General features: G+C 58.1%; 23 protein-coding genes and 1 pseudogene. 9 read left to right on the forward strand and 15 right to left on the reverse strand.

All coding sequences use genetic code 11. The features are described 5' to 3' along the window. On the forward strand, positions 1-1,264 hold a 1,264-nt coding region (locus B9Z45_RS15005), incomplete at its 5' end, for a rhamnan synthesis F family protein (RefSeq protein ID WP_233252221.1). Here the strand turns inward: B9Z45_RS15005 and B9Z45_RS15010 are convergent. The 8 genes from B9Z45_RS15010 to B9Z45_RS15045 form a co-directional block, all read right to left on the reverse strand. Continuing rightward, complete coding sequence (locus B9Z45_RS15010) at positions 1,261-2,154, reverse strand: hypothetical protein (protein ID WP_146180930.1); 894 nt, start codon at positions 2,152-2,154, stop codon at positions 1,261-1,263. The genes B9Z45_RS15005 and B9Z45_RS15010 overlap by 4 nt on opposite strands. A gap of 23 nt (positions 2,155-2,177) precedes the next feature. Beyond that, the gene (locus B9Z45_RS15015) at positions 2,178-3,494 is read right to left on the reverse strand and encodes a TolC family outer membrane protein (protein ID WP_108408033.1); all 1,317 of its coding nucleotides are present in this window, start codon (positions 3,492-3,494) and stop codon (positions 2,178-2,180) included. A 38-nt stretch (positions 3,495-3,532) separates the two neighbouring features. After that, a complete protein-coding gene (locus B9Z45_RS15020) occupies positions 3,533-3,862 on the reverse strand; it encodes a rhodanese-like domain-containing protein (RefSeq protein WP_108408034.1) in 330 nt (109 codons plus the stop codon). 12 nt (positions 3,863-3,874) lie between these two features. Beyond that, positions 3,875-4,534 carry a protein-L-isoaspartate O-methyltransferase gene (locus B9Z45_RS15025; protein WP_108408035.1) on the reverse strand — a complete coding sequence of 220 codons (660 nt, stop codon included), beginning with the start codon at positions 4,532-4,534 and terminating at the stop codon, positions 3,875-3,877. A 41-nt stretch (positions 4,535-4,575) separates the two neighbouring features. After that, positions 4,576-7,773, reverse strand: a complete 3,198-nt coding sequence (locus B9Z45_RS15030; protein ID WP_108408036.1) for an efflux RND transporter permease subunit — start codon at positions 7,771-7,773, stop codon at positions 4,576-4,578. A gap of 22 nt (positions 7,774-7,795) precedes the next feature. Continuing rightward, a complete protein-coding gene (locus B9Z45_RS15035; protein WP_108408037.1) occupies positions 7,796-8,932 on the reverse strand; it encodes an efflux RND transporter periplasmic adaptor subunit in 1,137 nt (378 codons plus the stop codon). 6 nt (positions 8,933-8,938) lie between these two features. Further along, the gene (locus B9Z45_RS15040; RefSeq protein WP_108408038.1) at positions 8,939-9,583 is read right to left on the reverse strand and encodes a TetR/AcrR family transcriptional regulator; all 645 of its coding nucleotides are present in this window, start codon (positions 9,581-9,583) and stop codon (positions 8,939-8,941) included. A 134-nt stretch (positions 9,584-9,717) separates the two neighbouring features. Then, positions 9,718-10,914, reverse strand: coding sequence for an acyl-CoA dehydrogenase (locus B9Z45_RS15045; RefSeq protein ID WP_108408039.1), 1,197 nt, complete (start codon positions 10,912-10,914; stop codon positions 9,718-9,720). 179 nt (positions 10,915-11,093) lie between these two features. Here B9Z45_RS15045 and B9Z45_RS15050 point away from each other — a divergent pair, with 179 nt between their 5' ends. From B9Z45_RS15050 to B9Z45_RS15075, 6 genes are all read left to right on the forward strand, one after another. Then, positions 11,094-11,981 (forward strand): LysR family transcriptional regulator, encoded by an 888-nt coding sequence (locus B9Z45_RS15050; protein ID WP_108408040.1) that lies wholly within the window; start codon positions 11,094-11,096, stop codon positions 11,979-11,981. Positions 11,982-12,009: 28 nt separating this feature from the next. Continuing rightward, positions 12,010-12,543: a peptide-methionine (S)-S-oxide reductase MsrA gene (msrA, locus tag B9Z45_RS15055; RefSeq protein ID WP_108408041.1), complete on the forward strand. Its 534-nt coding sequence runs from the start codon at positions 12,010-12,012 to the stop codon at positions 12,541-12,543. Positions 12,544-12,585: 42 nt separating this feature from the next. Beyond that, on the forward strand, positions 12,586-12,825 hold the full coding sequence (locus B9Z45_RS15060; protein WP_108408051.1) for a hypothetical protein: 240 nt from the start codon (positions 12,586-12,588) through the stop codon (positions 12,823-12,825). A gap of 25 nt (positions 12,826-12,850) precedes the next feature. After that, the gene (locus tag B9Z45_RS15065; protein ID WP_108408042.1) at positions 12,851-13,258 is read left to right on the forward strand and encodes a DUF2946 family protein; all 408 of its coding nucleotides are present in this window, start codon (positions 12,851-12,853) and stop codon (positions 13,256-13,258) included. Positions 13,259-13,337: 79 nt separating this feature from the next. Then, a complete protein-coding gene (locus B9Z45_RS15070) occupies positions 13,338-15,353 on the forward strand; it encodes a TonB-dependent receptor (RefSeq protein ID WP_108408052.1) in 2,016 nt (671 codons plus the stop codon). An 84-nt stretch (positions 15,354-15,437) separates the two neighbouring features. Beyond that, positions 15,438-16,394, forward strand: coding sequence for an AEC family transporter (locus B9Z45_RS15075; RefSeq protein ID WP_108408043.1), 957 nt, complete (start codon positions 15,438-15,440; stop codon positions 16,392-16,394). A 26-nt stretch (positions 16,395-16,420) separates the two neighbouring features. Here the strand turns inward: B9Z45_RS15075 and pdxH are convergent, their stop codons facing one another. Both pdxH and B9Z45_RS15085 read right to left on the reverse strand, forming a co-directional pair. Then, the gene (gene pdxH, locus B9Z45_RS15080; RefSeq protein ID WP_108408044.1) at positions 16,421-17,053 is read right to left on the reverse strand and encodes a pyridoxamine 5'-phosphate oxidase; all 633 of its coding nucleotides are present in this window, start codon (positions 17,051-17,053) and stop codon (positions 16,421-16,423) included. Between the two features lie 98 nt (positions 17,054-17,151). Further along, a complete protein-coding gene (locus B9Z45_RS15085) occupies positions 17,152-17,769 on the reverse strand; it encodes a gamma-glutamylcyclotransferase (RefSeq protein ID WP_108408045.1) in 618 nt (205 codons plus the stop codon). Positions 17,770-18,079: 310 nt separating this feature from the next. Here B9Z45_RS15085 and edd point away from each other — a divergent pair, with 310 nt between their 5' ends. Together edd and eda are read left to right on the forward strand one after the other, a co-directional pair. Next, positions 18,080-19,921 (forward strand): phosphogluconate dehydratase, encoded by a 1,842-nt coding sequence (gene edd / locus B9Z45_RS15090; protein ID WP_108408053.1) that lies wholly within the window; start codon positions 18,080-18,082, stop codon positions 19,919-19,921. After that, on the forward strand, positions 19,912-20,559 hold the full coding sequence (eda, locus tag B9Z45_RS15095; protein WP_108408046.1) for a bifunctional 4-hydroxy-2-oxoglutarate aldolase/2-dehydro-3-deoxy-phosphogluconate aldolase: 648 nt from the start codon (positions 19,912-19,914) through the stop codon (positions 20,557-20,559). Before edd ends, eda begins: the two co-directional genes overlap by 10 nt. Positions 20,560-20,620: 61 nt before the next feature. Here eda and B9Z45_RS15100 read toward each other — a convergent pair whose 3' ends face one another. The 5 genes and pseudogenes from B9Z45_RS15100 to B9Z45_RS15120 form a co-directional block, all read right to left on the reverse strand. Next, the gene (locus B9Z45_RS15100) at positions 20,621-21,082 is read right to left on the reverse strand and encodes a 3-hydroxyacyl-ACP dehydratase FabZ family protein (RefSeq protein WP_108408047.1); all 462 of its coding nucleotides are present in this window, start codon (positions 21,080-21,082) and stop codon (positions 20,621-20,623) included. Positions 21,083-21,097: 15 nt separating this feature from the next. Next, positions 21,098-23,182, reverse strand: coding sequence for a peptidase domain-containing ABC transporter (locus B9Z45_RS15105; protein WP_233252222.1), 2,085 nt, complete (start codon positions 23,180-23,182; stop codon positions 21,098-21,100). Further along, positions 23,182-24,483 carry an HlyD family secretion protein gene (locus B9Z45_RS15110; protein ID WP_108408048.1) on the reverse strand — a complete coding sequence of 434 codons (1,302 nt, stop codon included), beginning with the start codon at positions 24,481-24,483 and terminating at the stop codon, positions 23,182-23,184. The genes B9Z45_RS15105 and B9Z45_RS15110 overlap by 1 nt, the downstream gene beginning before the upstream one ends. A gap of 29 nt (positions 24,484-24,512) precedes the next feature. Further along, positions 24,513-25,370 carry a C13 family peptidase gene (locus tag B9Z45_RS15115; RefSeq protein WP_108408049.1) on the reverse strand — a complete coding sequence of 286 codons (858 nt, stop codon included), beginning with the start codon at positions 25,368-25,370 and terminating at the stop codon, positions 24,513-24,515. Between the two features lie 114 nt (positions 25,371-25,484). After that, a pseudogene (locus B9Z45_RS15120) lies at positions 25,485-26,096 on the reverse strand (hypothetical protein); the annotation flags it as partial.

Below are 26,096 nucleotides of genomic sequence, written 5' to 3' on the forward strand. Positions count from 1 at the left end.
AAGAGCTACAGGCTCAAGGAGGCGGCGGCACGCTTGGACGTCAATCTGGAAACGTCATAATCTGGCTGCGCTGCCTGGGGGAATTTGGGGTGGCCACGGGTGGGGGAATTTGGACTGGCCATCAGGGGCATTAACAGGAAGATTCATGGGCGTTGATCGGTGGAAAATTCAACGAGAGCTGCGTCGCTTGGGGGCGCAATTATTGGAGCCCTACCGTCAAATTCGGGACGCATTTTTGCGCATGGATTACCAGATGCGGCGTGTGCATTACGTCAAACACTTCGCAGGTGACGCGCCTTGGACTCCGCGTGTGGCTGTTTTTCTGATTTATCAACCGCATGGTGTTGCTGATTCAGTCATTGCGACTTGCGGGTATTTGAAGCAACAGGGGTACGCGTGTGTGCTGGTGTCCAACGGGGCGTTGATGGAAAAAGACAGAGATCGTCTTTCATTTGATGTCGCTCACTTGATTGTTCGTCCAAATTTTGGCTACGACTTTGGAGGCTATCAAGAGGCTGTTTTGTGGTTGCAGCAATCAGGTACTCAGCCCGAGCATCTTTTACTCATCAATGACAGTGTGTGGTTTCCTGCAGTGCGAAACAGTACCTTTTTGTCCGACATGGAGAAGACTGGGGCAGATGTGGTGGGGGCATTGTCGGCCCAACGCGGTCGATCGCAAAGCCATCAGCGTCAGTTGTTTTACGCCTCATTCATGTTGTTGTTTTCAGAAAAGGTCTGGAGATCATCCGAGTTCAGGAATTTTTGGCTTAGTTATCGGCAGACGAGCAGCAAGCCCAGAACCATCAGGCGGGGCGAACGAAAGTTGTCTGCCTTGTTCATTCATGATGAACGTTTCACGCAGCACGCTATGGTGGATCAGCAAACTTACGAAGGTTTGGCGGGAAACAAGTCTGAGTTTTCCTGGCCATTGTTTGCCCAGGAGTTGGTTGTGATGGATCGCTCATTGGCGCAAGAAAGGAATGCATTGCTGCAATGTGCGGACGCCGATGTGGTGGTCCGTTGGCGAGAGTGGTATGGACGTTTGTGTGATTCTCAAAACATGTTTGCCTGTGCACAAATGCCATTGGTGTTGCGTTTAGGCGTACCATTCATCAAGAAAAGCAAAGACCATCACAACATGCTGGTCCTGCAGCGAATTGTGGATGCTTTGGGTGCTTCCGATGAGTTGGAGCCACTGGTTGTGCAAGAAATCCAATCGCATGTGTACAGCTACTTTCACCATGCTCGCTTTGAGAAACGTTAAACCGGTGTCTTGAGGAATTGGTAAAAATCCAATATCCGACGGCGAGAACCGCCAAGCGTGCGTTCGCTCCAGACCATCTTTCGGAATTTGCTGTCTGTCACGAGTTCTCCGTCCTGCAGAGTCACCAGCATCTCCGGCTTGATGAGCAAGCCATTCAGCGTGATCGCTGCAAGCTTCGCACGCCGTGAGCGAACCCAAGGCAACCAGGCCTTGACATACAGCCACCACCGCCAGGGAAACATAAATTCCCCAGGAAATTTGACGATCAAGGTTTTGGGCAGTTTCTTCATGTGAGTCTGCGCGACCCAGCTGATGAAGCGCTCATCCGCCACCATGGGGCGAAAGCCAAAGTCCGGGTGCTTGGCGAACAAGCTGCGGAAGGTCTCCGCCACGTAATGGCATTCGGCGGGATGAAAAACCACCATGGACGAGTTGCCCCGGGCGTAGTTCTTTTTGCGGGTCAACTTGCAGATGGTGCGGCCAATAGGGCCAAATGGAATGATGGCGCTGGGCAGCATGGCAACCGTCTGCCTTGAGTCCATCAGCTTCAAGCCCTTGCTGATGTCACCCAGCACAATGGTGTCCAGGTCAATGTAGATGGCTGGCAGATCTTCGGGCAACACCCCTTTTTCGAACATGGCCAGCTTGGCATGGCATCCGCCTTTTTTGAACTCGGGGTTCAAAAAGAAGGCCGGAAAGTCCCGTGTGATGGCCCCTGGATACAGCCCTGGCTTGGGCTGATCGCAAATCAGGACAAAGCGAGGCGCAGATGGGGCGTGCCGCTCGATTTGCGCCATCAGGTGGTTGATGAGGGGAATGGGGTATTTGTCACCCCAGCACACCATCACGCATTGCCATGTCGGTGCAACTTCTTGCGGTGCTGCTTGCATATCGATCGGGTTGGCGCGGGGTCTTATTTCGACAGCAGCGTGTTGATGCTTTCCACATCTTCCTTCTTCAGCACCCCGGCTGCCTGGCGCAGTTTCAGTTGGCCCAGCAAAACGTCGTAACGGGCTTTGGCCAAGTCACGTTTGGTCTGGAACAACTGGCTTTGGCTGTTCAGCACATCAATGTTGATGCGCACGCCCACTTGGTAACCGAGCTTGTTGGCATCCAGCGCGCTTTGGCTGGAGGCTTCAGCCGCTTCTAGGGCCTTGACTTGCCCCAAGCCGGATTGCACCCCGAAATAAGCGGTGCGTGTGGTTTGCGCCACTGTGCGCTGGGCCCCTTCCAGGTCGATGCGGGCTTTTTCTTCCAGCGCGACGGTTTCCTGAATGCGATTCTGTGTGGCGTGGCCTGCATACAGGGGCAGGTTGAAGCTCAGGCCTATGGTGCCCGTCTTGTTGTCAATCCTGGATGACTGGTTGCCATTGCGAAACCGGGTGCCGCCATAGGAGGCCGTCAAATCCAGTGTGGGCATGTGCCCGGCTTTGGCTTTTTCGGTTTCGAGTTGGGCCACTTCCAATCCAATGCGGGCTTGTTCGATGCTGGGGCTTTGGCCAACGGCTTGTTGCACCCAGGTCTCGGCATCGGCGCTTGCTGCCTGGCCCAAGTTGGCCCCGGATTTGAGGGGAACAGGCTGCGCGTTTTGTGTGCCCACGGATTGGTCCAGCGCCAGTTTCTTGACGCGCAGATCATTTTCAGCCGCAATTTCCTGGGCAATGACCAGGTCAAAGCGGGCTTGTGCCTCGCGCGTGTCGGTGATGGTGGAGGTGCCGACTTCGAAGTTGCGTTTGGCCGCTGCCAATTGCTCGGCAACCGCCGCTTTTTGGGCCTTCACAAAAGCCAGGCTTTCTTCGGCGGTCAGCACTTCAAAATAAGCCTGGCTCACGCGCACGATGAGGTCTTGCTCAGCCGCTTTCAGTTGCGCCAGGGCCAGGCCCACCTGTTTCAGGCCTTGCTGGTAGCCGGCCGTGTTGGCGGGGCGAAACAGCGGTTGGCTGGCGCTGAGCGTGGCGTTGCGAGTTCCGTATTTTGCGTCGATGTTGGAGCTGGTCTTGTTGTCGAAATCAGACTCGCTGAGGGTGGCCCCCAAACCCGCCGTGGGGCGCAGCAAGGCTTTGGCTTGCTCTGCTTTGGCCAGATTGGCCTGGAATTGGGACTGTGCCGCTTTGAAAGCAGCATCGTAGCCTTTGGCGGCTTCGTAAAGCTGGACCAGGCTTTGGGCTTGGGCCGATCCAGTGAAGACAGCCGCCAGGGCAAGGGTCAAAGGCAAGATGCGCAGTTTCATGGGAATGTGTCTTTCTGAAATCGGGAATGCCAAGCGGCTCAATAAACCGGAATGGTTGGGTCGACTTGTGCCGACCAGGCATGGATGCCCCCAGTCACGTTGACCACTTGAAAGCCATGTTGCTGCAAAAAGGCTGCCACTTGCATGCTGCGGCCACCGTGGTGACACAGGCAGGCAATCGGGCGGGATTTGTCCAGCTCATCCAGGCGCGCCGGAATGGTTTGCATGGGGATGTGCACCAGGTCCAGGGCATCGGTCTTGGCGCTGGCGGTTTGCAGTTCCCAACCCTCACGCACATCCAGCAGGATGGGGCGTTGGGACTGGGCTTTGGCCCATTCGGAGATGTGTTCTGGCGTGATCTGGTCCATGGTGTGGCGCTTTTAAAACTTGAAGCGTGAGTGCTCAGCGAAGCCACTCAAGCGAGGAGCGTTGCAGTCCCAAGGCTCGGTGGTGGTCCAGCTGGTGTCGCTGGTGCGGCTGATCAGGGTGGTGCGCATCATGGGCTCGTCCCCCACGATGGCGGCCAGACGGCCGCCTACGGTCAGTTGTTGCAACAGGGCTGCAGGCACTTCGGCCACCGAACCACTGAGCAAAATCACATCAAAAGGGCCGTCAGCCGCTGCGCCCTGGCTGCCATCGGCTTGGCGCACGGTCACGTTGGTCACACCCGCTTTTTGCAAGTTGGCCTGGGCTTGGGCGGCGATGGCCGCGTCGATTTCGAGGCTCAAAACCTGTGCTGCCTGGTGGGCCAGCAAGGCGGCCATGAAGCCGGAGCCCGTGCCGATCTCGAGCACTTTGTCGGTTTTCTTCACGACCAAGTCTTGCAGCAAGCGTGCTTGAACCCGCGGCGCCAGCATGACCTGGTTGGGCGCCGCACCCAAAGGGATTTCCATGTCCACGAAGGCCAGGGCCTTGTGGGCCAGCGGCACAAAGTCTTCGCGGTGCACGACCGAGAGCAGTTCCAGCACTTGCGGGTCCAGCACTTCCCATGGGCGGATTTGCTGTTCGATCATGTTGAATCGGGCTTGATTCAGATCCATCGGGGTACTCCTGAAAGGGTTATCGCTAAATTGTTGTGATTTTAAGGGGCTGGCGTGTCTTGGCCCTGACGGGTGCTGGGGGCAAGCCCTGCTTTGCGGCGAATCCATTGCGCCAGATCATCCATATAGCAATAGACCACTGGAACCACCACCAGGGTGAGCAAGGACGAGGTGATGACGCCACCGATCACGGCCTGGCCCATGGGGGCGCGCTGTTCAGAGCCCTCGGTCATGGCAAAGGCTAAGGGCACCATGCCGAAAATCATGGCCAAGGTGGTCATCAAAATGGGGCGCAAACGGACCCTGGCCGCCATCAACAGTGCTTCGTTGCGCGCCATGCCCGGGACCAGGTGCCCTTGAGCGTCCTGGTGGTCTTCCCTTGCCCGAATGGCAAAGTCCACCAGCAAGATGGCGTTTTTGGTCACCAGGCCCATCAGCATGATCACGCCGATGATCGAGAACATCGATAAGGTCGACCGGAAAGCCATCAAGGCCAGCACCACGCCGATCAAGGTGAGCGGCAGGGCGGTCATCAAGGCCAGGGGCTGCAAGAAGCTCTTGAACTGGCTGGCGAGAATCATGTAAATGAAGATCACGGCCATGGCCAGGGCCGAGACGGCATAGGCAAAGGACTCGGCCATGTTTTTGGTGGAGCCGCCAAACTGGTAGCGATAGCCCGGTGGCAGGCTGACGCCATCCATGACCTTGCGGATGTCTGCAGACACTTCGCCTGCAGCCCGGCCATAGGCATTGGCATTGATGGCCACCTCGCGCGACAGGTCGCGTCGGTTGATCTGGTTGGAGCCCGTGGCTTCAGTGACTTTGGCGACCTGGCCCAGGCGCACGGTGCGCGGGTTGCCGTCAGGCCCAGCACCCACAGAAAACGGCAGCCGCTCCAGGTCTTGCGGTGCATTGCGGCTTTCGGGGGCAAGGCGCACGTTCACGTCATAGGTCTGGTCATCCGGCGCACGCCAGTTGCCCACTGTTTGACCCGCCACCAGGGTTCGCAAAGGTCCAGCCAGTTGCCCTGTGCCCAGGCCCAGGTCGGCGGCCGAATCCCGCAGCACTTCAATGCGGATGGTGGGCTTGTTGGCTTTGACGCTGGAATCCAGATCCACCAAGCCCGGGATGTTGCGAACTTTTTCCATCACCCCCAAGGCCAAACGCTCCAACTCTCGCTGGTCGGGGCCTTGCAAGGAAAACTCCACCTGCTTGTTGCCGCCCACCGAGTCCAGCAGGCCCACATGGGTCACGGTGATGCCGGGCACTTTGTTCAGCCGATCGCGCAGGAGGCCCGACATCTGGTCGACATTGCGCTGACGGTCCTTGCGGTCGATCAGCCGGATATAAATGCTGGTGCTGTTTTTGCCCAGTGAATTGCCGGTGTTGAGGGTGGCCAGGGTGTAGCGCACCTCCGGAAACTCGCGGATGATGGCTTCCACTTGCCTGGCTTTGGCCTCGGTGGCTTCCAGTGAACTGCCCACAGGGGTCTGAAAATTCACGGTGGTTTCAGAAAAGTCAGCCTTGGGCACAAACTCGGTGCCCACGAAGCGCAGCATGAAAATGCTCAGCGCAAAAACACCCACCGCCATGAGCACGGTTTTGCGTTTGTGAACCAGCGACCAGGCCAAGATTTGTTGGTAACGCTCGGCCAGGCGCTCTGTGGCCCGCTCGAACCAGCCCGTCACACGGCCAATGGTTTTGTCATAAAAGGTCACTGGCGCCAGGTGCTTGCCATGCGCTTCGATGCTGGGGTCGTGCCAGATGCTCGACAGCATCGGGTCAAGCGTGAAGCTCACAAACATCGAGATCAGGACCGCCGCCACGATGGTGATGCCGAACTCATGAAAGAACTTGCCGATGATGCCTTCCATGAAGCCAATCGGTAAAAACACGGCCACGATGGACAGGGTGGTGGCCAGCACGGCCAGGCCAATCTCTTGCGTGCCATCCATCGAGGCATTCCAGGCGTTCTTGCCCATTTGCATATGGCGCACGATGTTTTCGCGCACCACGATGGCGTCGTCAATCAGCAAACCCACACACAGCGACAAGGCCATCAGCGTGACCATGTTGATGGTGAAGCCGAACATCTGCATGAACATGAAGGTGCCGATCAGGGAGATCGGCAGTGTCAGGCCCGTGATGACGGTGGAGCGCCAGGAGTTGAGAAACAAAAAGACGATCAGCACCGTCAGGATGGCGCCTTCGATCAGGGTGCGGCGCACGTTGTCGACCGCCACGCGGATGGGGCGTGAGCCGTCGGCAATGGGCTCGAGCCGGATGCCCGAAGGGGTCTGGCTTTTCATGTCGGCGACGGTCTTGACCAGGCCGTCGATCACATCGATGGTGTTTTCGTCCTGGGCTTTTTGCACCGTCAGCAGCAAGGTGCGCTGGCCGTTGTAAAGGGCCATGGTCTCCAGTTCTTGGGCCCCATCTTGCACGCGGGCCACCTGGGACAAGCGCACCGGGGTGTTGCCTTTTCGGGCCACGATGATGCGTTCAAAGTCTTCGGGCCGCTTCATGCGCGACTCGATCTGGACCATGCGCTCTTGTTCCACGGAGCGAATGGCGCCAACAGGCAGGTCCTGGTTTTCGTTGCGCACTGCGGTGACCACCAGGTCAGCCGTGACGCCCAGCGCCTCCATGGCAGCGGGCTGCAGGTAAAGGTTGATCTCGCGCCGAGTGCCACCAACCAGTGAGACAGAGCCCACGCCACGCACATTCTCCAGGCGTTTCTTGAGCACCTGCTCCGACCAGTTGGTCAGCTCCACCGCGCTGGGGGTTTGTCCCTGCACGGTTTGGGGCACCACGGCCAGCGACCAGATGGCGCGGGCAGACGGATCGAACCGCAGCACCTTGGGCTCTTTCACTTCGGTCCGGAGGGAAGGGCGGATGGCGGCTACTTTTTCCCGCACGTCTTCGGCCGCCTTGCGGCCGTTGATGTTCAGCTGGAACTCGATGACCACGACAGACTGGTTTTCGTAGCTGCGAGAGGTGAGGGCGCTGATGCCAGCGATCGAGTTGACACCTTCCTCGATCTTTTTGGAGACTTCGCTCTCGACGATTTCAGGCGAGGCGCCCGGGTATTCCGTGCTGACCACCACCACCGGGAAATCGATGTTGGGGAATTGGTCGACTTTGAGTCGCTGGTAAGAGAACAAGCCCATCACCACCAAGGCCAGCATGACCATGGTGGCAAAGACGGGGTTTTTCAGGCTGACGCGGGTGAACCACATGGATAGGCCTTGGTGTTGTGCTTCAGCGCACGCCAGCGGTGAACTTCACCCGGGTGCCTTCGCGAACAGCCCCGGCGCTGGCGGTCAGCACCTGGGTGCCTTCAGTGACCCCCTTGACCTCAACCCAGGTCAGGGTGACGTTTTGCTGTGCTTTCTCGGCACGGGCGCCCGTTTCTACGGGGATGTGCCGCACCTGATCGCCCTCCAGCGCTTGCACATAAGGCATGGGTTTGTCGGTGCGCACGCTCGACAATGGCACGGCCAGTGCCTGCACGGTCCGGGTGCCCAGCACGCCTTCGGCAAACAGGCCTTGTCGCAAACCCTCTTGGCCTGTGATGCCCAGATAGACCAGCACACTGCGGCTACCGGCTTGGGCAGCGGGGTTGATGCGCAAGACTTTGGCAGCTATGGCCTCTTCCTGGCCCTCGACTTTCAGTTGCGCCGTCATGCCCCGGCGCACATGGCTGGCATCGGTTGCGGGCAAAGCCGCTTCCAGTTCCAGTTGACTCAAGTTGACAATCTCCACAATTCGGCCGTCCAGAGCCATGCGCTCGCCGGTTTGGGCCAGGCGCTGGGCAACCTGACCGTTGATGGGCGAACGGACTGTCGCATCGTCGAGGGCCTTTCGGGCCACATCGAGTCCGGCCAAAGCGGCCAGGTGGGTGGCTTTGGTTCCGTTCAGGCTGGCCACGGCGTTTTGCAAGGCGGTTTGCGAGATGAAGCCCCGGTCAAACAGCGCCTTGTTGTTGTCAAACTGTTTTTGCGCCAAATCGACCTGTGCCATCGCCGCTTCGGCTTGTTGTTTGGCCTGGCGCTCACGGGCCTGGTATTCGGTGGGGTCGATGCGGGCGATCACCTGGCCGGTTTTGACCAAGTCGCCTTCACGAACCGTCAGGTCCATCAACTCGCCCACCACGCGCGCTTTGACCATGGCGCTTTGGCTGGCTTTCAGTGTGCCCGAAACCGGCAGGCCCAGCTGCATGTCCATTTTTTGAGCCCGCACCACTTCGCTCGCACTCAGCTCAATCTGGTTGGCAGCCGTGGCCGTTGCCGGCGTGGCGTCTGCCGCAAGTTTGCGCTGGCTGGCCCAGCGGGCACCGCCTGCCAACAAGGCCGCAGCAGTGATCGCGGTGAAAATCCAGAGGGTCGATTTTTTCATGGTGTTTCAGGAAATGGACAAGCCACGCGCCATCAGTTGGGCGTGTTGCGAGATAAATGCTTCAGGGTCGATCTGTTCATGGCTGGGGCAGCAAGGCCCCATGGAGTGTTTCCACATCACCAAAAACAGCAGAGGTGCCATGACCGAGTGCAGGGCCAGTTCTGTGTCAACGGCGCGAAACTCGCCCCGGTCTTTGCCGCGCTGCAAGGCATTGCGCACCAGGGCGTGGGCGGGCGTGATGACCTCGGTGCGGAAGAAATCAGCCAGGTCCGGAAAGTTGCTGGCTTCGCTCATCACCAGTTTGGAAATGCCTGAGGCCTTGGTCGCACCATAACGGCGCCACCATTGCAGCATCATCCATTCCAGAAGTTCCCCGGAGCTGCCCTGAAACTGTGCCACCTCGGTGGCACCCTGGGCGACAGCGGTCACCACGTTCTCGCGCACCACGGCTTTAAACAGGTCTTCCTTGCTGGGAAAGTACAAAAACAGCGTGCCCTTGGACACACCCGCCCGCGCGGCCACTTCTTCCACGCGGGTGGCGGCAAAGCCTTTTTCGACGAACAAATCCAGCGCTGCTTCGAGCAATTCGCCCGGGCGGTCTTGTTTGCGGCGTTCCCGTTTGTGAGGGACTGTGGTGTCGGTGGTGTTCACAACATTAAGCTAATGACTGACTGGTTAGTAATGTAGGCTGTGGGCTGCATTTCGTCAAGCGACCCAGCCACCATGTCAAGTGAAATACCCATAAAAAAGGGGCCGAAGCCCCTTTGGTTTTTCTGGCGAGCCACTCAATAGAAAGCCTGCAGACCAGTTTGAGCCCGGCCCAGAATCAGGGCATGCACATCGTGTGTGCCCTCGTAGGTGTTCACGGTTTCCAGGTTGATCATGTGGCGGATCACGTGGTATTCGTCGTGGATGCCATTGCCGCCGTGCATGTCGCGACTCATGCGCGCGATGTCCAGCGCCTTGCCGCAACTGTTGCGCTTGATCAGGCTGATCATCTCAGGCACCGATTTGCCCTCGTCCATCAGGCGACCGACGCGCAGGCAGGCTTGCAGGCCCAGGGCGATTTCGGTCTGCATGTCGGCCAGTTTCTTCTGGATCAGCTGGTTTTGTGCCAGTGGGCGGCCAAACTGCACGCGGTCCATGGTGTACTGGCGGGCGCGGAACCAGCAGTCTTCGGCGGCACCCAGGGCGCCCCAGGCAATGCCGTAGCGGGCTTTGTTCAGGCAGCCAAACGGGCCTTTCAGGCCGTTCACGTTGGGCATCAGGTTTTCAGACGGCACAAACACATCGTCCATCACGATCTCGCCTGTGATGCTGGCGCGCAAACTCATCTTGCCCTCGATCTTGGGAGCGGTCAGGCCCTTCATGCCTTTTTCGAGGATGAAGCCGTGGATGGCTTCTTGCCCACCCACTGAGCCATCTTCGTTTTCCAGCTTGGCCCAGACCACGAACACATCGGCAATCGGCGAATTGGTGATCCACATCTTGGCGCCTTTGACGATGAACCCCCCATCGACTGGCTTGGCGCGGGTCAGCATGCTGGCGGGGTCGGAGCCGTGGTTGGGTTCGGTCAGGCCAAAGCAGCCCACCCATTCGCCGGTCGCGAGTTTGGGTAAATATTTCTGGCGCTGGGCTTCGCTGCCGTATTCGTTGATGGGGTGCATGACCAGCGAGCTTTGCACACTGATGGCGCTGCGGTAGCCGCTGTCCACGCGCTCGACCTCGCGGGCGATCAGGCCATAGGCTACATAGCTCAGGCCGGAGCAGCCATAGCCTTCGATGGTGCTGCCCAAAAAGCCCATGGCACCGGCTTCGTTCATGATCTCGCGGTCAAATTTTTCGTGGCGGGCGGCTTGCAACACACGGGTTTGCAGGCGGTCCTGGCAAAAAGTGTGGGCGGCGTCCACGATGGCGCGCTCGTCGTCGCTGAGTTGCTCGCTCAGCAAGAAGGGGTCATTCCATTGAAAAGTGGGTTTCATTCAGGTCTCCAGGCGGGGGGTGTCAATTTGGCCAATGCCGAGGTCAGTTTGCTTGAGTGAAGCCGTTTTCACATCCTGCAGGATTCTGACGCCAGCGCTTGGCATGCTGGCCATTGTTGGCCGTTGATGAATAGTTGTCTAATATTGATTATCGATGCGGCAATATAAATTTTAAATCCATGGAATTCCGTCACCTTCGTTACTTCCTCATGCTGGCCGAAGAGCTGCATTTTGGCCGCGCCGCCCAGCGGCTGTCGATTTCACAACCCCCTTTGAGCCTGAATATCCAGCAGCTTGAGGCCTCTGTGGGGGCGCAACTGTTCAACCGCAACAGTCGGGGCGTGCAGCTTACGGCTGCTGGACTGGCCTTTGTGCCTGCAGCCCGGGCCTTGTTGGCGCAAGCCGGTGCAGCTGCCCAGCAAGCGCGCGATGTGGCCGAGGGGCAATCGGGCCAGTTGTCCATTGGTTTTGCCGGGACCATGCTGTATTGCGGTTTGCCGCAGATTCTCAAAGGCTTTCAGGCCAGTCACCCGCGTTTGCGCCTGGTGCTGCGTGAGCTCAGTTCGGCCGAACAGTTGTCCGAACTGATGCGTGAGCGGCTGGATGTCGGCTTTGTCCACACGCCCCGGGTGCCGCCGGGGTTTGAGCACATTTTGGTGGCCAGTCAGCCCTTGGTAGCTTGTTTGCCGGCCAGCCACCCACTGGCTGGGGCTGCGAGCTTGGGCTTGGAAGCATTGACCGGACAAGACCTGGTGGTGGTGTCGCGCACGGTCTCGGCCGATTACCACGAGCGCATTTTGTTGCTCTGCGAACAAGCAGGCTGGATGCCGCCCGTGGTGCATGAATTGCGCCACTGGCTGAGTGTGGTGTCTTTGGTGTCTCAGGGCCTGGGGGTGGCACTGGTGCCGCAGGCTTTGCAGCAATCTGCGCTGGCGGGTGCGGTGTTTGTGCCGCTGCGCGAGGTCGATGTGCGTTACGACACCCGCTGCCTGTGGCGCAGCGACCGAGACCAGACGGCCCTCAAGGACTTTGTACTGGCGGTGCAAGGTGATGGCTTGCGCGGCTGATAATCCAAAGTAGATAAGAGGAAACAGCATGACAGAAACTCTGGTTTTGGGCGGCGGCTGCTTTTGGTGCACCGAGGCGGTTTACGTCAAGGTGCGCGGCGTGACCGATGTGGAGTCGGGCTATTGCAATGGCCACACCGTGTCACCCACATACGAAGAGGTCTGCACCGGACGCACCGGGCACAACGAGGTGGTCAAGCTTGAATACGACCCGGCACAGGTCAGCACCCGAGAGTTGCTGGAGATCTTCTTTGTAATCCACGACCCGACCACCCTCAACCGCCAGGGCAATGACGCAGGCACGCAGTACCGCAGCGGCATTTACTTCACCACGCCTGAACAGGCCGAGGTGGCCCGTGCATTGATCGCCGAGTTAAGCGCAGCCAAGGCGTTTGGCCAGTCCATCGTGACCGAAGTGCTGGCGCTGGCCAACTACAGTGCGGCCGAAGACTATCATCAGGACTTTTTTGAGCGCAACCCCTACCAGGGCTACTGCATGGCAGTGGCCGCGCCCAAGGTGCTGAAATTCAAAAAAACCTTCGCGCGTTTGGTGCGCGATTGACATCACAGCGCCTGGTGTGCGGTGACAACCCTGAACAAAACCATGAAACGCATTGCTTTTTTTCTCATCACCCTGACCCTTGCCGGCCTGGCTGGCGCACAGCACAGCAACAAGGAAACCCTGGAAGACATTGCCCGTCACCGCGCCATGGCCGAGGCGCATGAGGCGGCAGCCAAATGCCTGGAGTCGGGCAAAAAGCCGGACCAGTGCACCAAAGCCTTGCAAACGGCTTGCAAGGGCCTGGCCCTTGGAAAATATTGCGGCATGAAGCACGCCCATTGATCGGCCGAGTCATCGCTTGCCATAGATGAATTTCGCGCGCATTCGCTGGCCCATCTGGCAGATCGGTCTGCTGGTCTGGGCCTTGTTGTGGGCGCCCGTATGGGGCCAGTGGCATGGCATTGTGCACAGTGCCGAGCTTGCGCTGTCCGCGCCCGCCGGGCTGCATGCCGGTCATACCCACGAAGAAAACGACGCCCACGAAGAAGACGACGCCCACGAAGAAAACGATGCAGATCATTCGGGCCATTCGGCAGGCTCGGATCTGTGTCGGGTACTGGACCATCTGGCCCACGCGGACAGCCTGAATGCACCGCTGCTGGCCTGGTCTGCACCCATGCTGTCCGTGCAGGCACCGGTCTTCTGGGCCGCTTTTTTACGGGGCCACGACCGTTGGTCTCTGGCGCAAGCGCGAGCGCCGCCTGCTCTGATTTGAACCCCTGATCCCGGCTTTTTGGCCTTCAGTGTTTGACTGAAGGCCGATGCCTGTTCTTGTTCTTTTCAATCAGATGCTCATGACACATTCTTTTCAACATTCGGCTTTGGCGGGCGCCTGCCTGGCCGCAATTTCTTTTTCTCAGGCTTCGGCATTTGCACAGGCGGTGACCACCGGTGTGCCCACCGAAATCGTCATCACCGGCAACCCTTTGGGGCGCGAGCAAACCACGGTGCCTGTCAGTGCCATGGGGCGCAACGATTTGCTAGAACGAGGGCAAAGCACTTTGGGCGAAACCCTCAACGGCTTGCCTGGCGTGTCCAGCACCTACTTTGGCCCCAACGCCAGCCGCCCCATCATCCGGGGCTTGGACGGTGACCGCATTCGGGTGCTGAACAACAGCGCATCCAGCCTGGACGCTTCGGCCTTGAGCTACGACCACGCTGTGCCTTTGGATGTGCTGTCTACCGACCGCATAGAGGTTTTGCGCGGCCCCGCCGCCTTGCTTTATGGCGGCAGTGCTGTGGGCGGCGTGGTCAATGTGATTGACAACCGCATCCCGCGCGAAGCCATGTCGGGGGTGCTGGGCAAAGCCCAAGTGCAGGCTGGCACCGGCAATGACGAACGCAGCGTGGCTGGCCTGGTGGAGGCAGGCAACGAACGCTGGGCCTTGCATGTGGACGGTTTTGACCGCCGAACAGGCGACGTGCGCGTGCCCGTGTCGTTGGCTTGCGACAAAACGGACGAAACCCGCTTTGCAAAGCGCATTTGTAATTCGGCCAGCGAGTCTCGAGGCGGTGCGATCGGCGCCAGCACCTTTTGGGCGAACGGCTATTTGGGTGCATCGGTCAACAGTTACCAAAGCGATTACGGCACAGTGGCCGAAGACAAAGTGACGATCGGTATGAAGACCACCCGCTATGCATTGGAAGGCCAGCTGCGCCAACTGCCCGGCTGGTTTGAAAGCGTCAAGGCCCGCTTGGGCCACACCGATTACCAGCACACCGAGTTTGAAGGTGCCGATGCGGGCACCGTGTTCGCCAACAAAGGCCAAGACCTGCGCATCGAAGCGCGGCATCGTCCGCTCTCAGGGTGGCAAGGTGTGCTGGGTGTGCAGGCCGAATCGAGCCGCTTTTCTGCGGTGGGCATAGAAGCTTTTGCCCCGTTCAGCCGCAGCCGCAGCCAGGCCCTGTTTGTGCACGAAGAGTTGCCGACCACCTGGGGGCAACTCACGGCGGGTGCGCGTTGGGAGTCGGTGCGTGTGGAGTCCTTGGGCAATCCGGAATTGAATCGGTTTGACGAGGGCATCGGTGCCAAAAAGTTCACACCGTTCAGTCTGGCCGCAGGTGCCGTTTTCAAGCTGTCGCCCACATGGTCTTTGACAGGCAATACGGCCATGACGCAGCGTGCGCCCAAAGACTACGAATTGTTTGCCAATGGCCCGCATCTGGCCACAAATGCATGGGAGATCGGCCACAAAGACCTGGGCTTGGAAAAGTCCAACAGCCTGGATGCAGGCGTCCAGTGGAAATCGGGCCCTGACAGCCTGAATGTGACAGCCTTTGCCAGTCAATTTGCCAACTACATCGGCTTGATGAACACCTTGGATGTTGAGGACGGTTTGCCCGTGCAACGTTACCAAGGCGTCAAGGCCCGCTTCACCGGTTTGGAAGCCAGCGGCCGCCAGCGTCTGTGGCAAAACACCTCGACGCTCGACCTCGATTGGCGTGCCGACACCGTGCGGGCCACCAACGAGAGCACCGGCAAGCCATTGCCTCGCATCGCCCCCATGCGCTTGGGTGCAACGCTGGTTTATGGCCAAGGCCCCTGGAGCGCCAAGCTGGGCGCTGACTGGCATGCCGCGCAAAAGCGTGTGCCCGAAGGCAGTGTGGCCACCGGCGCGTACACCCTGGTCAATGCCAGCGTGTCCTACCGCCAAAAGCTGGACACCACCGTGCTGAACTGGTTTGCCCGTCTGGACAACCTGACCGATCAGTTGGCCTACGGCGCCAGCTCGATCCTCACGAGCACGGCTTTTGGCAAGTCGCCTTTGCCGGGGCGCGGCTTCAAGCTGGGGGTTCAGGCCAGCTTCTGATAAGGCACATGTGGCGCTGCCTGAATGGCGGCGCTACGTGGTTCCCGACATCAAGGGGGTCTGGCGCACCGGGATAATCAGGCCATGAACCTTGATCACCCTGTTCTTTCCTCTCTTTTGCCCGTGGTCTTGCTGATCTGTATCGGTTTTGTCTCGGGTAAGGCCAAGTGGGTGCGTGGCGAGTCGGTGCGCGATTTGTCCAACCTGGTCTTTCTGGTCTTGACCCAGGCCTTGTTGTTTCGCACCATGAGCAGCGTGCACATCGAGCAGCTGGACTTCAAGCCGGTGGCACAGTATTTCCTGGTCGCAGGCACCTTGTTCGTGGCCATGCTCTGGGTGTACGGCGGCAACAGCCGGGCTTCGGTGTTGGCGCTGGCCAGCATTTTCAGCAACACCTTGATGATCGGTGTGCCACTCATTGGTCTGGCCTACGGGCAAGAAGGACAGGTGCTGCTGTTCACCCTGATTTCATTGCATGCGCTGGTGTTGCTGAGCGCCGCCACGCTGGTGCTGGAGCTGCAGGTTGCCAACGAACAAGCCGTCTTGTCGGGTGAGCAGCGTCCCATTTGGCGCACCGTGGCGTCTGCCGTGCGCAATGCCATCATTCACCCGGTGCCTTTGCCCATCCTGGTGGGTTTGGTCTATGCACAAACGGGGTGGGGACTTCATCCCATCGTAGACCGCCCACTGGCTTTGTTAGGCAACGCTTTCGGGCCAATTGCTTTGGTGTTGGTGGGCATCACACTGTCTCAAACGCCGATAGGCAAGCAGTTCAAGTCTGCCCTCTGGCTGTCTCTGGTGAAAACCGTGCTGCATCCGCTGCTCATGCTCGGGGTGGGCTGGTTGCTGGGCCTGCGGGGTTTGCCTCTGGCGGTCATGACCGTGGCGGCAGCCTTGCCGATTGGCGCCAACGTGTTTTTGTTCTCGCAGCGCTATCGCAAAGAAGAAGATGCCGTCACCGCTGGCGTGGCCGTGTCCACTGTCATGGCGGTCTTGAGCGTTTCGGCGGTCATGGCGGTGTTGCCCCTGCTGCCCGCTTGAAAGGCTACAACAGGCAGCCTGTCGGTTCAGGGGGCCAGCCGCTCGCGCAGCCATGTGCCATCACCTTGCGTGTAACGCAGCCGGTCGTGCAGTCGGCTTTTGCGGCCTTGCCAGAACTGCCATTCATCGGGCACCAGACGGTAACCGCCCCAGTGCGGAGGCCGTGGCGGCTTGAGCATGAATTGCGCGGCATATTTGGCGGCGTTGGTCACCAGCACAGTGCGGCCCTCGATCACCTGGCTTTGCGGTGAGGCCCAGGCTCCGATGCGCGAGTCCAGTGGGCGGCTGTGAAAGTAGGCGTCGCTTTCTTCGTCACTGACTTTTTCGACCCGGCCTTCGATGCGCACCACGCGCTCCAGCTCCACCCAGTGAAACTGCAGCGCCGCAAAAGGGTTACCCGCCAGTTCCTGTCCTTTGCGGCTGTCGTAGTTGGTGTACCAGACAATGCCGCGCTCGTCGCAGCCTTTGACCAGCACCACGCGCGTGCTGGGCCGCAGGTTGCTGGCCACGGTGGCCAGCGTCATGGCGTTCGGCTCGGGCACTTCAGCCGCAATGGCTTCTTGCAGCCATTGCTCAAATTGCTTGAGGGGGTTGGCGTTGGAGGCGTTTTCGTTGAGCTCGGCTTTTTCGTAGCTCTTGCGCAGGTCGGCGATGTTCATGCAGCAAGTATAGGCACGCCCTGTTGATGCCGGCCCGGGTGGGCCTGGTGAGCTTGAGCGGGGCAGGGGCTTACAAAGCAGGACGGGCAGGGCGCATTTCAGTCGGCATGGCGCAGTAAAGCGGCCAAAGCCCGGTCTTCGATGCCATGGGCGAGCAAGCTCTCGTAGGTTTGCAGGGCGTAGTCCCGCGTGGTGCCAAAGCGTCCGCACGCTTGCTGGAAAATCTGACGGTAGGTTTCGGCAGGTAAGTGGCCAGTAAAACTGGGGCTGCTGCGCGGCAGAGTGAAGGCCAGCGCCTTGACCCGGCCCTGTGGTGTGGCGCAGGGCAGCCAGCAGGGGGTGTAGACGTCCATGGGCATTTCCCTGGCCCAAAGCCGGGTCAACACTTCATCGGCCTGGTCTTTGGCGACCCGGTAAACCATGCCTTGGCAGCTGCCACCGGGCAGCAAGGCAAACACCAGGCCGGGGCATTCAGGGCTGCCACGGTTCAAGCGACTCCACATCTTGAGGGCGCGGTGCCAGCCCCAGACGCGGCTGATGTGCTGTTCTTGCGCCTCGAATTCAGGCCGCCACAGCAAGGATGCGTAGCCAAACACCCACAAGTCCTGGCCTGCTGCACACTGCTTTCGAAAATGCTCAAGCAAAGCGCCCTGAAAAATAGGCGATCCGCTGGCATGGGTCAAGCTGGTTTGAGCGTCGGCATTTGTATCTGTCATATGCAATCAAGGACTTCTTGAACATTTGAGGCCATTTTCGGAGAAAACGAATGCGCCCAAGCCTTCAGGCGAGCATTCATCCGCAAACGGGCAGGTTTTGCAGAGCGATCCCTTGTGCCGTGGCATGCGGGATGAAAGTCGTACCCGGTATGTAACCCCATAAACGCCCCCAAAGGGTGAACCCGGTTACCATTCAGCATGTAACTTAGTTACCAACTTGCGTGCATCCACTGCAACTGGAGCTTTTCGACATGAAACATCCGACTGCCACACCTCCTATTGCTGATTGGTCAGACCCATGCCCATGCCCATGACACTTCACCCCACTGTGGCCACCGTCACGGCCCGCATCAAAGAGCGCAGCCGCCCGACCCGCCAGGCCTATTTGCAGCAGGTGGACGCCGCTGCCAACAAAGACCCCGGTGCGCAGCGTCTGGGCTGCGCCAACGTGGCCCATGCCTTTGCCGCCATGCCGGAGGCCGACAAGGGCCGCGCCACCGCGCTTGACAAAATCTTGGTGGTGGCACCGCGTGCACCCAACATCGGCATCGTCAATGCCTACAACGATCTGCTGTCGGCCCATGCCCCTTTGCAGCATTACCCCGACCTGATCAAGGACGAAGCGCGCAAACAGGGCGCCACCGCCCAAGTGGCGGGTGGCGTGCCGGCCATGTGCGACGGCGTGACCCAAGGCACCCCCGGCATGGAGCTGAGCCTGTTCAGCCGGGACGTGATCGCCATGGCCACGGCCGTGTCGCTCAGCCACGATGTGTTTGACGCCGCCCTGATGCTGGGCGTGTGCGACAAAATCGTGCCGGGCCTGTTGATTGGCGCCTTGCAGTTCGGCCACTTGCCCACGGTTTTTGTGCCTGCAGGCCCCATGACCAGTGGCTTGTCCAACAACGAAAAATCCAAGGTGCGTGAGCAAGCTGCGCTGGGCCTGGTCGGGCGCCCTGAGCTGCTCGAAGCCGAATCGGCCGCCTACCACGGCGAAGGCACCTGCACCTTTTATGGCACGGCCAACAGCAACCAGATGCTGCTCGAAGCCATGGGCCTGCATGTGCCGGGCACCGCCTTCATCAACCCCGCCGAGGGCTTGCGTCAGGACTTGACCCGCGAAGCTGCCCGCACCGTGCTGGCGCTGGTCAAGGCCAAAAATTTCACCCCCATCGGGCGCTTGGTGGACGAGCGCTGCATCGTCAATGCCATGGTGGCCTTGCTGGCGACTGGTGGCTCGACCAACCACCTGATCCACTGGGTGGCGGTGGCGCGCGCTGCCGGCATCGTGATCGACTGGGACGATTTTTCGGCCTTGTCCGATGTGGTGCCCTTGCTGAGCCGCGTCTACCCCAACGGCAGTGCCGATGTGAACCAGTTTCAGGCTGCAGGCGGCCCAGGTTATGTGATCCGTGAACTGCTCGACGCGGGGTTGATGCACCCCGATGTGCTGACGGTGCGTGCCGGGGGCCTGCGCGAATTTACCCGCATTCCTTCCTCGGAAAATGGCCAATTGGTTTGGCACGACGCGGGTGCAAGCCGAGACGACACCGTGGTGCGCCCCGCAGCCAGCCCGTTCAGCGCCACCGGTGGCCTGAAGCTGCTGCAAGGCAATTTGGGCCGCAGCGTGATCAAGGTCTCGGCGGTGCCCGAAGCCCTGCACATCATTGAAGCGCCCGCGCGTGTTTTCAATTCTCAGGACGAATTGCACACGGCCTTCCAAGCAGGTGAGCTGGAATGCGATGTGGTGTGTGTGGTGCGTTGGCAAGGCCCGCAAGCCAATGGCATGCCCGAGCTGCACAAACTCACGCCACCCTTGGCCGTGCTGCAAGGCAAGGGCTTCAAGGTGGCGCTGGTGACCGACGGCCGCATGAGCGGGGCCTCGGGCAAAGTGCCCGCTGCCATCCATGTCTCGCCCGAAGCCGCAGCGGGGGGGCCATTGGCCAAAGTGCAAGACGGTGACCTGATCCGCCTCGACGGTGTCGCGGGTACGCTGCAAGTGCTGGTGAACCATGCCGAATGGGATGCTCGCCCGCTGGCCCAAATGCCCGCTGAGTTGTGCGCCACCAACGGCGTGGGCATGGGGCGTGAACTGTTTGCCAACATGCGCCGCAACGCGCTCAAAGCCGAAGAAGGAGCCTGCACATGGCTGTGAATTTCAAGCGTCCATTGACCGCTCTGCAAGTGATGCAGGACGCCCCCGTGATCCCCGTGATCGTGCTCAACGATGTGGCGCATGCTGTGCCCATGGCCCGCGCCTTGGTGGCGGGTGGCATCCGCATGCTCGAGGTGACTTTGCGCACACCGCAGGCCCTGGCCTGTATGGAAGCGATCGCCAAAGAAGTGCCCGGTGCCGTGTTGGGTGCAGGCACTGTGCGCAGCCCGGCAGATGCTGCTGCCGCCGCCAAAGCCGGTGCGCAGTTTGCGGTCAGTCCCGGTTACACCCGCGCAGTGGGCCAGGCTTGCAGAGACCACGGCTTGTCGCTGTTGCCCGGTGTGGCCACCGGCAGCGAAATCATGATGGCGCAAGAAGACGGTTACACCGAACTCAAGTTTTTTCCGGCCATCCAGGCGGGCGGCCCGGCCATGCTAAAGGCCTGGAGCGGCCCGTTCTTTGACGTGAAGTTTTGCCCTACCGGGGGTGTGACGCCAAGCAATGCGGCTGATTTTTTCAGCCTGTCCAACGTGGCCTGCGTGGGCGGCTCGTGGCTGGTGCCCGCCGATGCACTGGCCCAGGGTGACTGGGCGCGCATCGAGGCGCTGGCACGCGAGGCCTGCCAAATTCAGCGCTGATTCTCCGTTTGCCATAACCGGCTTGACCGGGTATCCATGTATTCGCAGGCATTGCTCTAGCTCAAGTGGGGGCAATTTGTTGTGCCAGCAAAATTTCGCTTTCAAAAACTGTTTTGCTGCTGGTGTGTGTTGAACCTTTGCAATGAACCACAAATGCGTGTGGGCTCAATGCGCGAACTTGGCAATGTAGTATCAATAACTCATCGGGTGCCAAGCCTCGCTTGAATTTGGCCTTTTGAACACTGGCCAGCACACCCAAGCCATTTTGTGACGCAGGCATATTTTGACTTTGCCATCGCAGCAATACCCCTGCCAATTGAGCTCCTGCTTCGATCAAGCAGACACCTGGAACTACCGGCTTTTGTGGGAAGTGACCTTGCAAAATCGGGTGTGTGTTTAACCATACAGCAAGACCAGAAATTTCCTTCTCGGATTCCACTCGTGCGCTTTCTAAAAATAGAAATGGATCACGGTGTGGAATCAAGTCTTGTATGGCTGTACGTGTGAGTTCGCAAAGGGACATGGTTCGGTATCGGTGTCAGCCGTGGTTATGGTCTGGTAAATGGATCTCGCAATCGCATGCAGCGATGGTTTGCGGACGGTGAGCGATCACGATCCTGGTGATAGACAGGTTTTGAATAGCTTGGTTGATGGCTTTTTCCAGCTCGACATCCAGATGACTGGTTGCTTCGTCTAACACCAAAATTTGCGGATCACCATACAGAGCGCGTGCGAGGAGCAAGCGCTGCTTTTGGCCGCCCGATAAAGCCGTGCCCATATCACCAATCAGGGTGTTGTACGCCATGTTCATGGCCTTCACATCATCATGCAGGCAGGCCATGCGACAGACCTCTTCAACCTTGTCCATGTCAATGGACTGCGCAAAAAATGCGATGTTCTCTGCAATGGAACCTGCAAACAATTGGTCGTCTTGCATGACCGCATTCACAAACGGGCGGTAATTGTGCAAGCCCATGCGTTCCAATTCTTGCCCATTGACCAGTATGCGGCCACTCTCGGGTTTGAGCAAACCCAAAAGCAGTTTGGCCAATGTGGTTTTGCCACAACCCGATGGGCCAGTGATGGCAATGGATTTTCCTGCTGGCAACTCCAAGGAAAGGTTGTGCAGCACATAGGGGTCAAGCTCTGAATATCGGAAACTGATGTTGTCCACCGCCAGCTGTGGGTTCACCAAGGCTCCGCGTTTTTGCTGGGTGCGTAAATCTTCTTTCTCAGTGAGAACGATGTCGGCTAACCGCTCCCCCTGCAAGCTCAACATGCTTAACTCAATGGCCTTGTCGATCAGACTACTGATGCGGCTTGCAAAAACCGCTTTGTACGTCATGAAGGCAAACAGCATCCCAATGGAAAAAACATTGGCCAAAACCAGTTGAGCCCCAAGCCAGACACTCAAAATCAATTCCAAACCCAATAATGTCCCGTTGGCCAATCGGTACAAGATCATGAATTTTTGAGTTGCAACCAGCCGATTGGTGGTGTCCACCACGCGGTTGTGCCACATGATCTGACGCTGTCCTTCACGTCCAAACAGTTTGATGGCCTGGGCACCCCGAGCGCTTTCCAAAAAGGTACTCTGCTGCTTGGCACTCAGCACAATTTGCTCTTCAGTGGCACGCCGCAACGGTGCGTAGACCAACATGCGCAAAAGTGCATACAAAACCACAGCAGCGAGCGTGATCAGACTCATCCATGCGCTGTAAAAAAACATCATGCACAGGGTCACGATCGTCATGACGCCATCGATGACGGCTTCAATGAAACTGGTGGTCAGGGTTTTTTGAATGGCCCCAATAGAGTCAAAGCGCGAAACAATATCGCCCAGGTGCCTTTTTTCAAACCACGCCAATGGCAGACGGATCAGGTGTGCAAACACATTTACCGACCATTGCACACTGATGCTGGTACTCAAATGCAGCACCACCCAAGAGCGCAAGGCACTGACACAAACTTGGATCAAAGCCACGGTGAAAAAGCCCATGGCCAGCAAGGTGACCAAATCCCTGTCCCCCGAGACCAGCGCATGGTCCACCACCCATTGCACATACAGAGGTGACAGCAAACCGCAAAGCTCAATGCCCATGGAGATCAAGAAAATTTGCAAAAGCTGGCGTTTGAGCCCCAACACCTGCCCAAAAAGCTCGCGCAGTCGCACGCGTTGCTTTTCATTTTTGATCTCAAATCCACTGGTCGGCATCAACTCCAATGCCACACCCGTGAAATGTGCAGAGGCTTCTTTGTGGCTGAACCTCACCAAACCTTTGGCCGGGTCGTGAATTTCCAGGTGTTTGGCCGTCACACGTTTGAGCACCACAAAGTGGTTCATGTCCCAATGCAAGACGCAAGGGGTTTGCAAGCTGCTGATCTCGTGCAAATCCAATCGCAAGGGCCGAGCTGCCAACGAGAAGCTTTCTGCTGCCTCGATCAGCTGCCCCAAGTTCATGCCTTTGAGTGATACAGCCAAGCGACTGCGCAGACTGGGCAAGTCAATGTCATGCCCGTGATAAGACAACACCATGACCAAGCAAGCCAAGCCACACTCGGCCGCCTCGGTCTGCAAAGTGATCGGCAGTTTCTGGCTGGTGCCAGGCCAAGCGAAGTTCATCAAAAATACTTTCCACGCACGCTCAGCAGCGGCTCAAAAATCCATTCCAAAAGGCTGCGCGTGTCCAGCATCACATCGGCCTCAACCTGCATCCCGGTTTGCAACGCTTGTTTTTGGCCATAGGCCATCACATAGGGGTTTTGAGGTCGAATTCGGATGCGGAACATGGGATCGGTGTTGGGCATGACGGGTAAACCCGCCAGCAGGCTGAGCCCTTCTGACTTGGCTGCAACGGGGTAAGGCAATTCAGCAGGCAACATGGGTGAACCCGAAACCTCTTGGACTACGCCATCGTAGTGACCGAATTTTTGATAGGGATAAGCTTGGTAGCGAATCCGCACCGACTGGCCGGGCCTGATGAAACCGGCATCTTTGCTGGGGGCAAACAAATGCACTTCCAAGGTGGCTTTGTCTGCGTCCAAGGGCACAAATGTCATCAGGGGCCGTTCAGGGTCAACGCCTGCGCCCAGCTTGGCGCTCATGCCCGTGACACGGCCAGCTGTTGGTGCGCGGACCACCATTTCCCGTTTTGACTGCGTTTCGATCAGCTCTTGCTGCGCTCCTTGCAGATTGCGTTCCAGCTCAGACAGCTGGGTGCGTTCGCGCATGGGCAAGACTTCCAGCTCGGTCTGTAAAGTTTGCAACTCACGGGCAATACTGGTTTGGTTTCGCTCATTCAGCTGGACTCGATAGCGCAACTCAGAGGCGGCTTCGGTTTTTTCCTGCAACTGCACTACAGAAACAAAGTCTTGCGCCCGCAGTTCCCGAAACCGTTGTTCCATGACCGAGGCCAATTCCAAGCGCTGCTGCAAAGCCCGTTGCTCTTGTTGCAGTTGCACCTGCTCACGTTCCAAGGCCTGTATACGTGTTTGTAGCCCTGTACTGGTGCGTTGATAGAGCTGCTTTTGTTCACCCAAAACCGCACGCAAATTGCGTTGCCGCGATTCGATTTGGGTGGCTACGGCTGTGCGCGATTCAGGCCCTTGTTCTCGGTAGCGCTCATCCAGCACGGTCAGTAAAGCGTGCCCGGCCTGCACCTCCTGGCCTTCGTGCACATGCAAAGCAGCCACGCGCCCAGCCAAAGGACTGTAAACACGCAAAACGCCCCCTTCGGGGATGACAAAACCACTCAAACTGGCGCGCCTTGTGTACTGACCCCAAATGAGCAAACTCATCAGCAAAACGGCAATGCAAAGTACCGCCACCGAAAGCCATACAAACACTTGTGGGCTACGCAACACAATCGCGCCGTAATAACGCTGCTGTTGCTGTTGAAGGGCCTCTTGGCGAAACAATGACATGGGGTGACCTTGAAACCGATCTTGTGTTTTTATTCGGGCCTGCGACCGTTGACAAAATCTTTGATCTTTTGGCTGCTGAATTTTTCCGGCACATCAATTTGCGGGGATGAGGCCAGCAGTCCATTTTTTTGTTCGAGAGCCATGATTTTTTGGGCCATTTGCTGATGGTTTTCCTGCCATGTTTGATCTGGATTCCAACCCTCTCCCAACAAATTTCCCATGAAGTAGGTGTTCTTGTCGTGATAGGCGCATCCGAACGAGTTTCTGTTGTGGGCAGCGGCGGTCATGATTATTCGTTGTGGCCCTTGCAGGGGTGGAACAAATGAGCCCGAATAGCATGCAGAGAGAATCAATGCCGATGGCACATGCGGTATGACATCAAGCCATTTCTTAATGTTGACCGACCGAACTGCGGGCCAATAGGCGTTGCCGATGTTCACTGAAAGGAGGTCGACATTCCCATGCGTCGAAATCAATGTCACCAGATGGATAGGACGTTTTTGAGACCAGTCCCCAATTCTTTTGAAAACCATGTCCAAGGATGACTGGGTGGCGAACGGGTAATTCAGTTGACTTGATTCCAACTGATTGCTGAGCAAGATGGTTTGTAGATTGGGATTGATTTCCAATAACCGTTGCTTCAGTAATAAAACATCGCGCTGGAACACCAATGATTGAGAATTTTGGGCTGAACCTACATAAATGACCGTGCGTTGCTGCGGCGATGTTTTATTCAAATAGGCATCAATGGTGTCCAGTTGACGAGACAATAGCTCATCGCTTTGCAATAATGCTTGCGGGTCCTTGGGTGTCAACGCGCAACCACTTAGTAACAGAATCCCTGAAAAAAGAATCCCCATTGACCATCGACATACGCACCAAGTCATGTTCTTTCCTTACAAAGCAATCAACGCCATCAGGCATTTTTGCCTGATGGCGTGGAGTAAATGGACGATAGTGGTACCTTTGTGATCTACTGCGGCAAAGCCACCAGCATCCACTCAGGAGCGAACACCTGAAGGTGTCACACCATCGCGCCACAGTGCTTGCCAGTCACGCGCCTTAGCGAACAGACCGATGCCAAAGCAGACTGGCCGGAAGAACACTTCTCGCAAAACCAAACCCTTGTAGTTGGGCTTGGACAGCACCCCCATGCGATAAGCAATGTCTTCGGCAAACCACCGTGTGGGGTATTCTGCGAGTTTGGCGAACGATGGGTATTTGCGCATGAGCTTCACGTACGGAATACCCCATAGGTGATAACCGCGCATGGTCTGCTCGGAGAAGTTCTGGCGACTGTAGCGGATATCGGCCATCCATACTTCATGCTCAATGGCACCGTTTCGGCAGAGCTCTGTGCAGATGACTTTACCGCCTCCGCCACCTCCATCATTTGGGCAGGTGACAGTGATACTCTCGTTGGTGACTGACATGGTGCAGTTGTTAGGTGATACCGGTGCTGGAGATGGATCACCCATTGGGTTAGCAGGCTGCTGAAATACCCCATTCGCGAGCGCAATTTCGCCCCGCATGGTTTTGATTTTTTTGATTTTCCTTTCGCATTCTGATATTCCCTTCGTTTTTTGTTCGCCTTGGCCCACTTGTAAGCCCAT

Source organism: Limnohabitans sp. 2KL-17, assembly GCF_003063415.1.
GTDB lineage: Bacteria > Pseudomonadota > Gammaproteobacteria > Burkholderiales > Burkholderiaceae_C > Limnohabitans_A.

Coding starts and splice junctions, on each gene's coding strand:
- B9Z45_RS15075 (WP_108408043.1), top strand. CDS start 15,438: ATGAACCTTGATCACCCTGTTCTTTCCTCTCTTTTGCCCGTGGTCTTG.
- B9Z45_RS15010 (WP_146180930.1), bottom strand. CDS start 2,154: ATGCAAGCAGCACCGCAAGAAGTTGCACCGACATGGCAATGCGTGATG.
- edd (WP_108408053.1), top strand. CDS start 18,080: ATGACACTTCACCCCACTGTGGCCACCGTCACGGCCCGCATCAAAGAG.
- B9Z45_RS15070 (WP_108408052.1), top strand. CDS start 13,338: ATGACACATTCTTTTCAACATTCGGCTTTGGCGGGCGCCTGCCTGGCC.
- B9Z45_RS15100 (WP_108408047.1), bottom strand. CDS start 21,082: ATGTCCCTTTGCGAACTCACACGTACAGCCATACAAGACTTGATTCCA.
- B9Z45_RS15020 (WP_108408034.1), bottom strand. CDS start 3,862: ATGGACCAGATCACGCCAGAACACATCTCCGAATGGGCCAAAGCCCAG.
- B9Z45_RS15115 (WP_108408049.1), bottom strand. CDS start 25,370: ATGACTTGGTGCGTATGTCGATGGTCAATGGGGATTCTTTTTTCAGGG.
- B9Z45_RS15035 (WP_108408037.1), bottom strand. CDS start 8,932: ATGAAAAAATCGACCCTCTGGATTTTCACCGCGATCACTGCTGCGGCC.
- B9Z45_RS15110 (WP_108408048.1), bottom strand. CDS start 24,483: ATGTCATTGTTTCGCCAAGAGGCCCTTCAACAGCAACAGCAGCGTTAT.
- B9Z45_RS15025 (WP_108408035.1), bottom strand. CDS start 4,534: ATGGATCTGAATCAAGCCCGATTCAACATGATCGAACAGCAAATCCGC.
- B9Z45_RS15015 (WP_108408033.1), bottom strand. CDS start 3,494: ATGAAACTGCGCATCTTGCCTTTGACCCTTGCCCTGGCGGCTGTCTTC.
- B9Z45_RS15045 (WP_108408039.1), bottom strand. CDS start 10,914: ATGAAACCCACTTTTCAATGGAATGACCCCTTCTTGCTGAGCGAGCAA.
- B9Z45_RS15085 (WP_108408045.1), bottom strand. CDS start 17,769: ATGACAGATACAAATGCCGACGCTCAAACCAGCTTGACCCATGCCAGC.
- B9Z45_RS15105 (WP_233252222.1), bottom strand. CDS start 23,182: ATGAACTTCGCTTGGCCTGGCACCAGCCAGAAACTGCCGATCACTTTG.
- eda (WP_108408046.1), top strand. CDS start 19,912: ATGGCTGTGAATTTCAAGCGTCCATTGACCGCTCTGCAAGTGATGCAG.
- pdxH (WP_108408044.1), bottom strand. CDS start 17,053: ATGAACATCGCCGACCTGCGCAAGAGCTACGAAAAAGCCGAGCTCAAC.
- msrA (WP_108408041.1), top strand. CDS start 12,010: ATGACAGAAACTCTGGTTTTGGGCGGCGGCTGCTTTTGGTGCACCGAG.
- B9Z45_RS15050 (WP_108408040.1), top strand. CDS start 11,094: ATGGAATTCCGTCACCTTCGTTACTTCCTCATGCTGGCCGAAGAGCTG.
- B9Z45_RS15060 (WP_108408051.1), top strand. CDS start 12,586: ATGAAACGCATTGCTTTTTTTCTCATCACCCTGACCCTTGCCGGCCTG.
- B9Z45_RS15030 (WP_108408036.1), bottom strand. CDS start 7,773: ATGTGGTTCACCCGCGTCAGCCTGAAAAACCCCGTCTTTGCCACCATG.
- B9Z45_RS15065 (WP_108408042.1), top strand. CDS start 12,851: ATGAATTTCGCGCGCATTCGCTGGCCCATCTGGCAGATCGGTCTGCTG.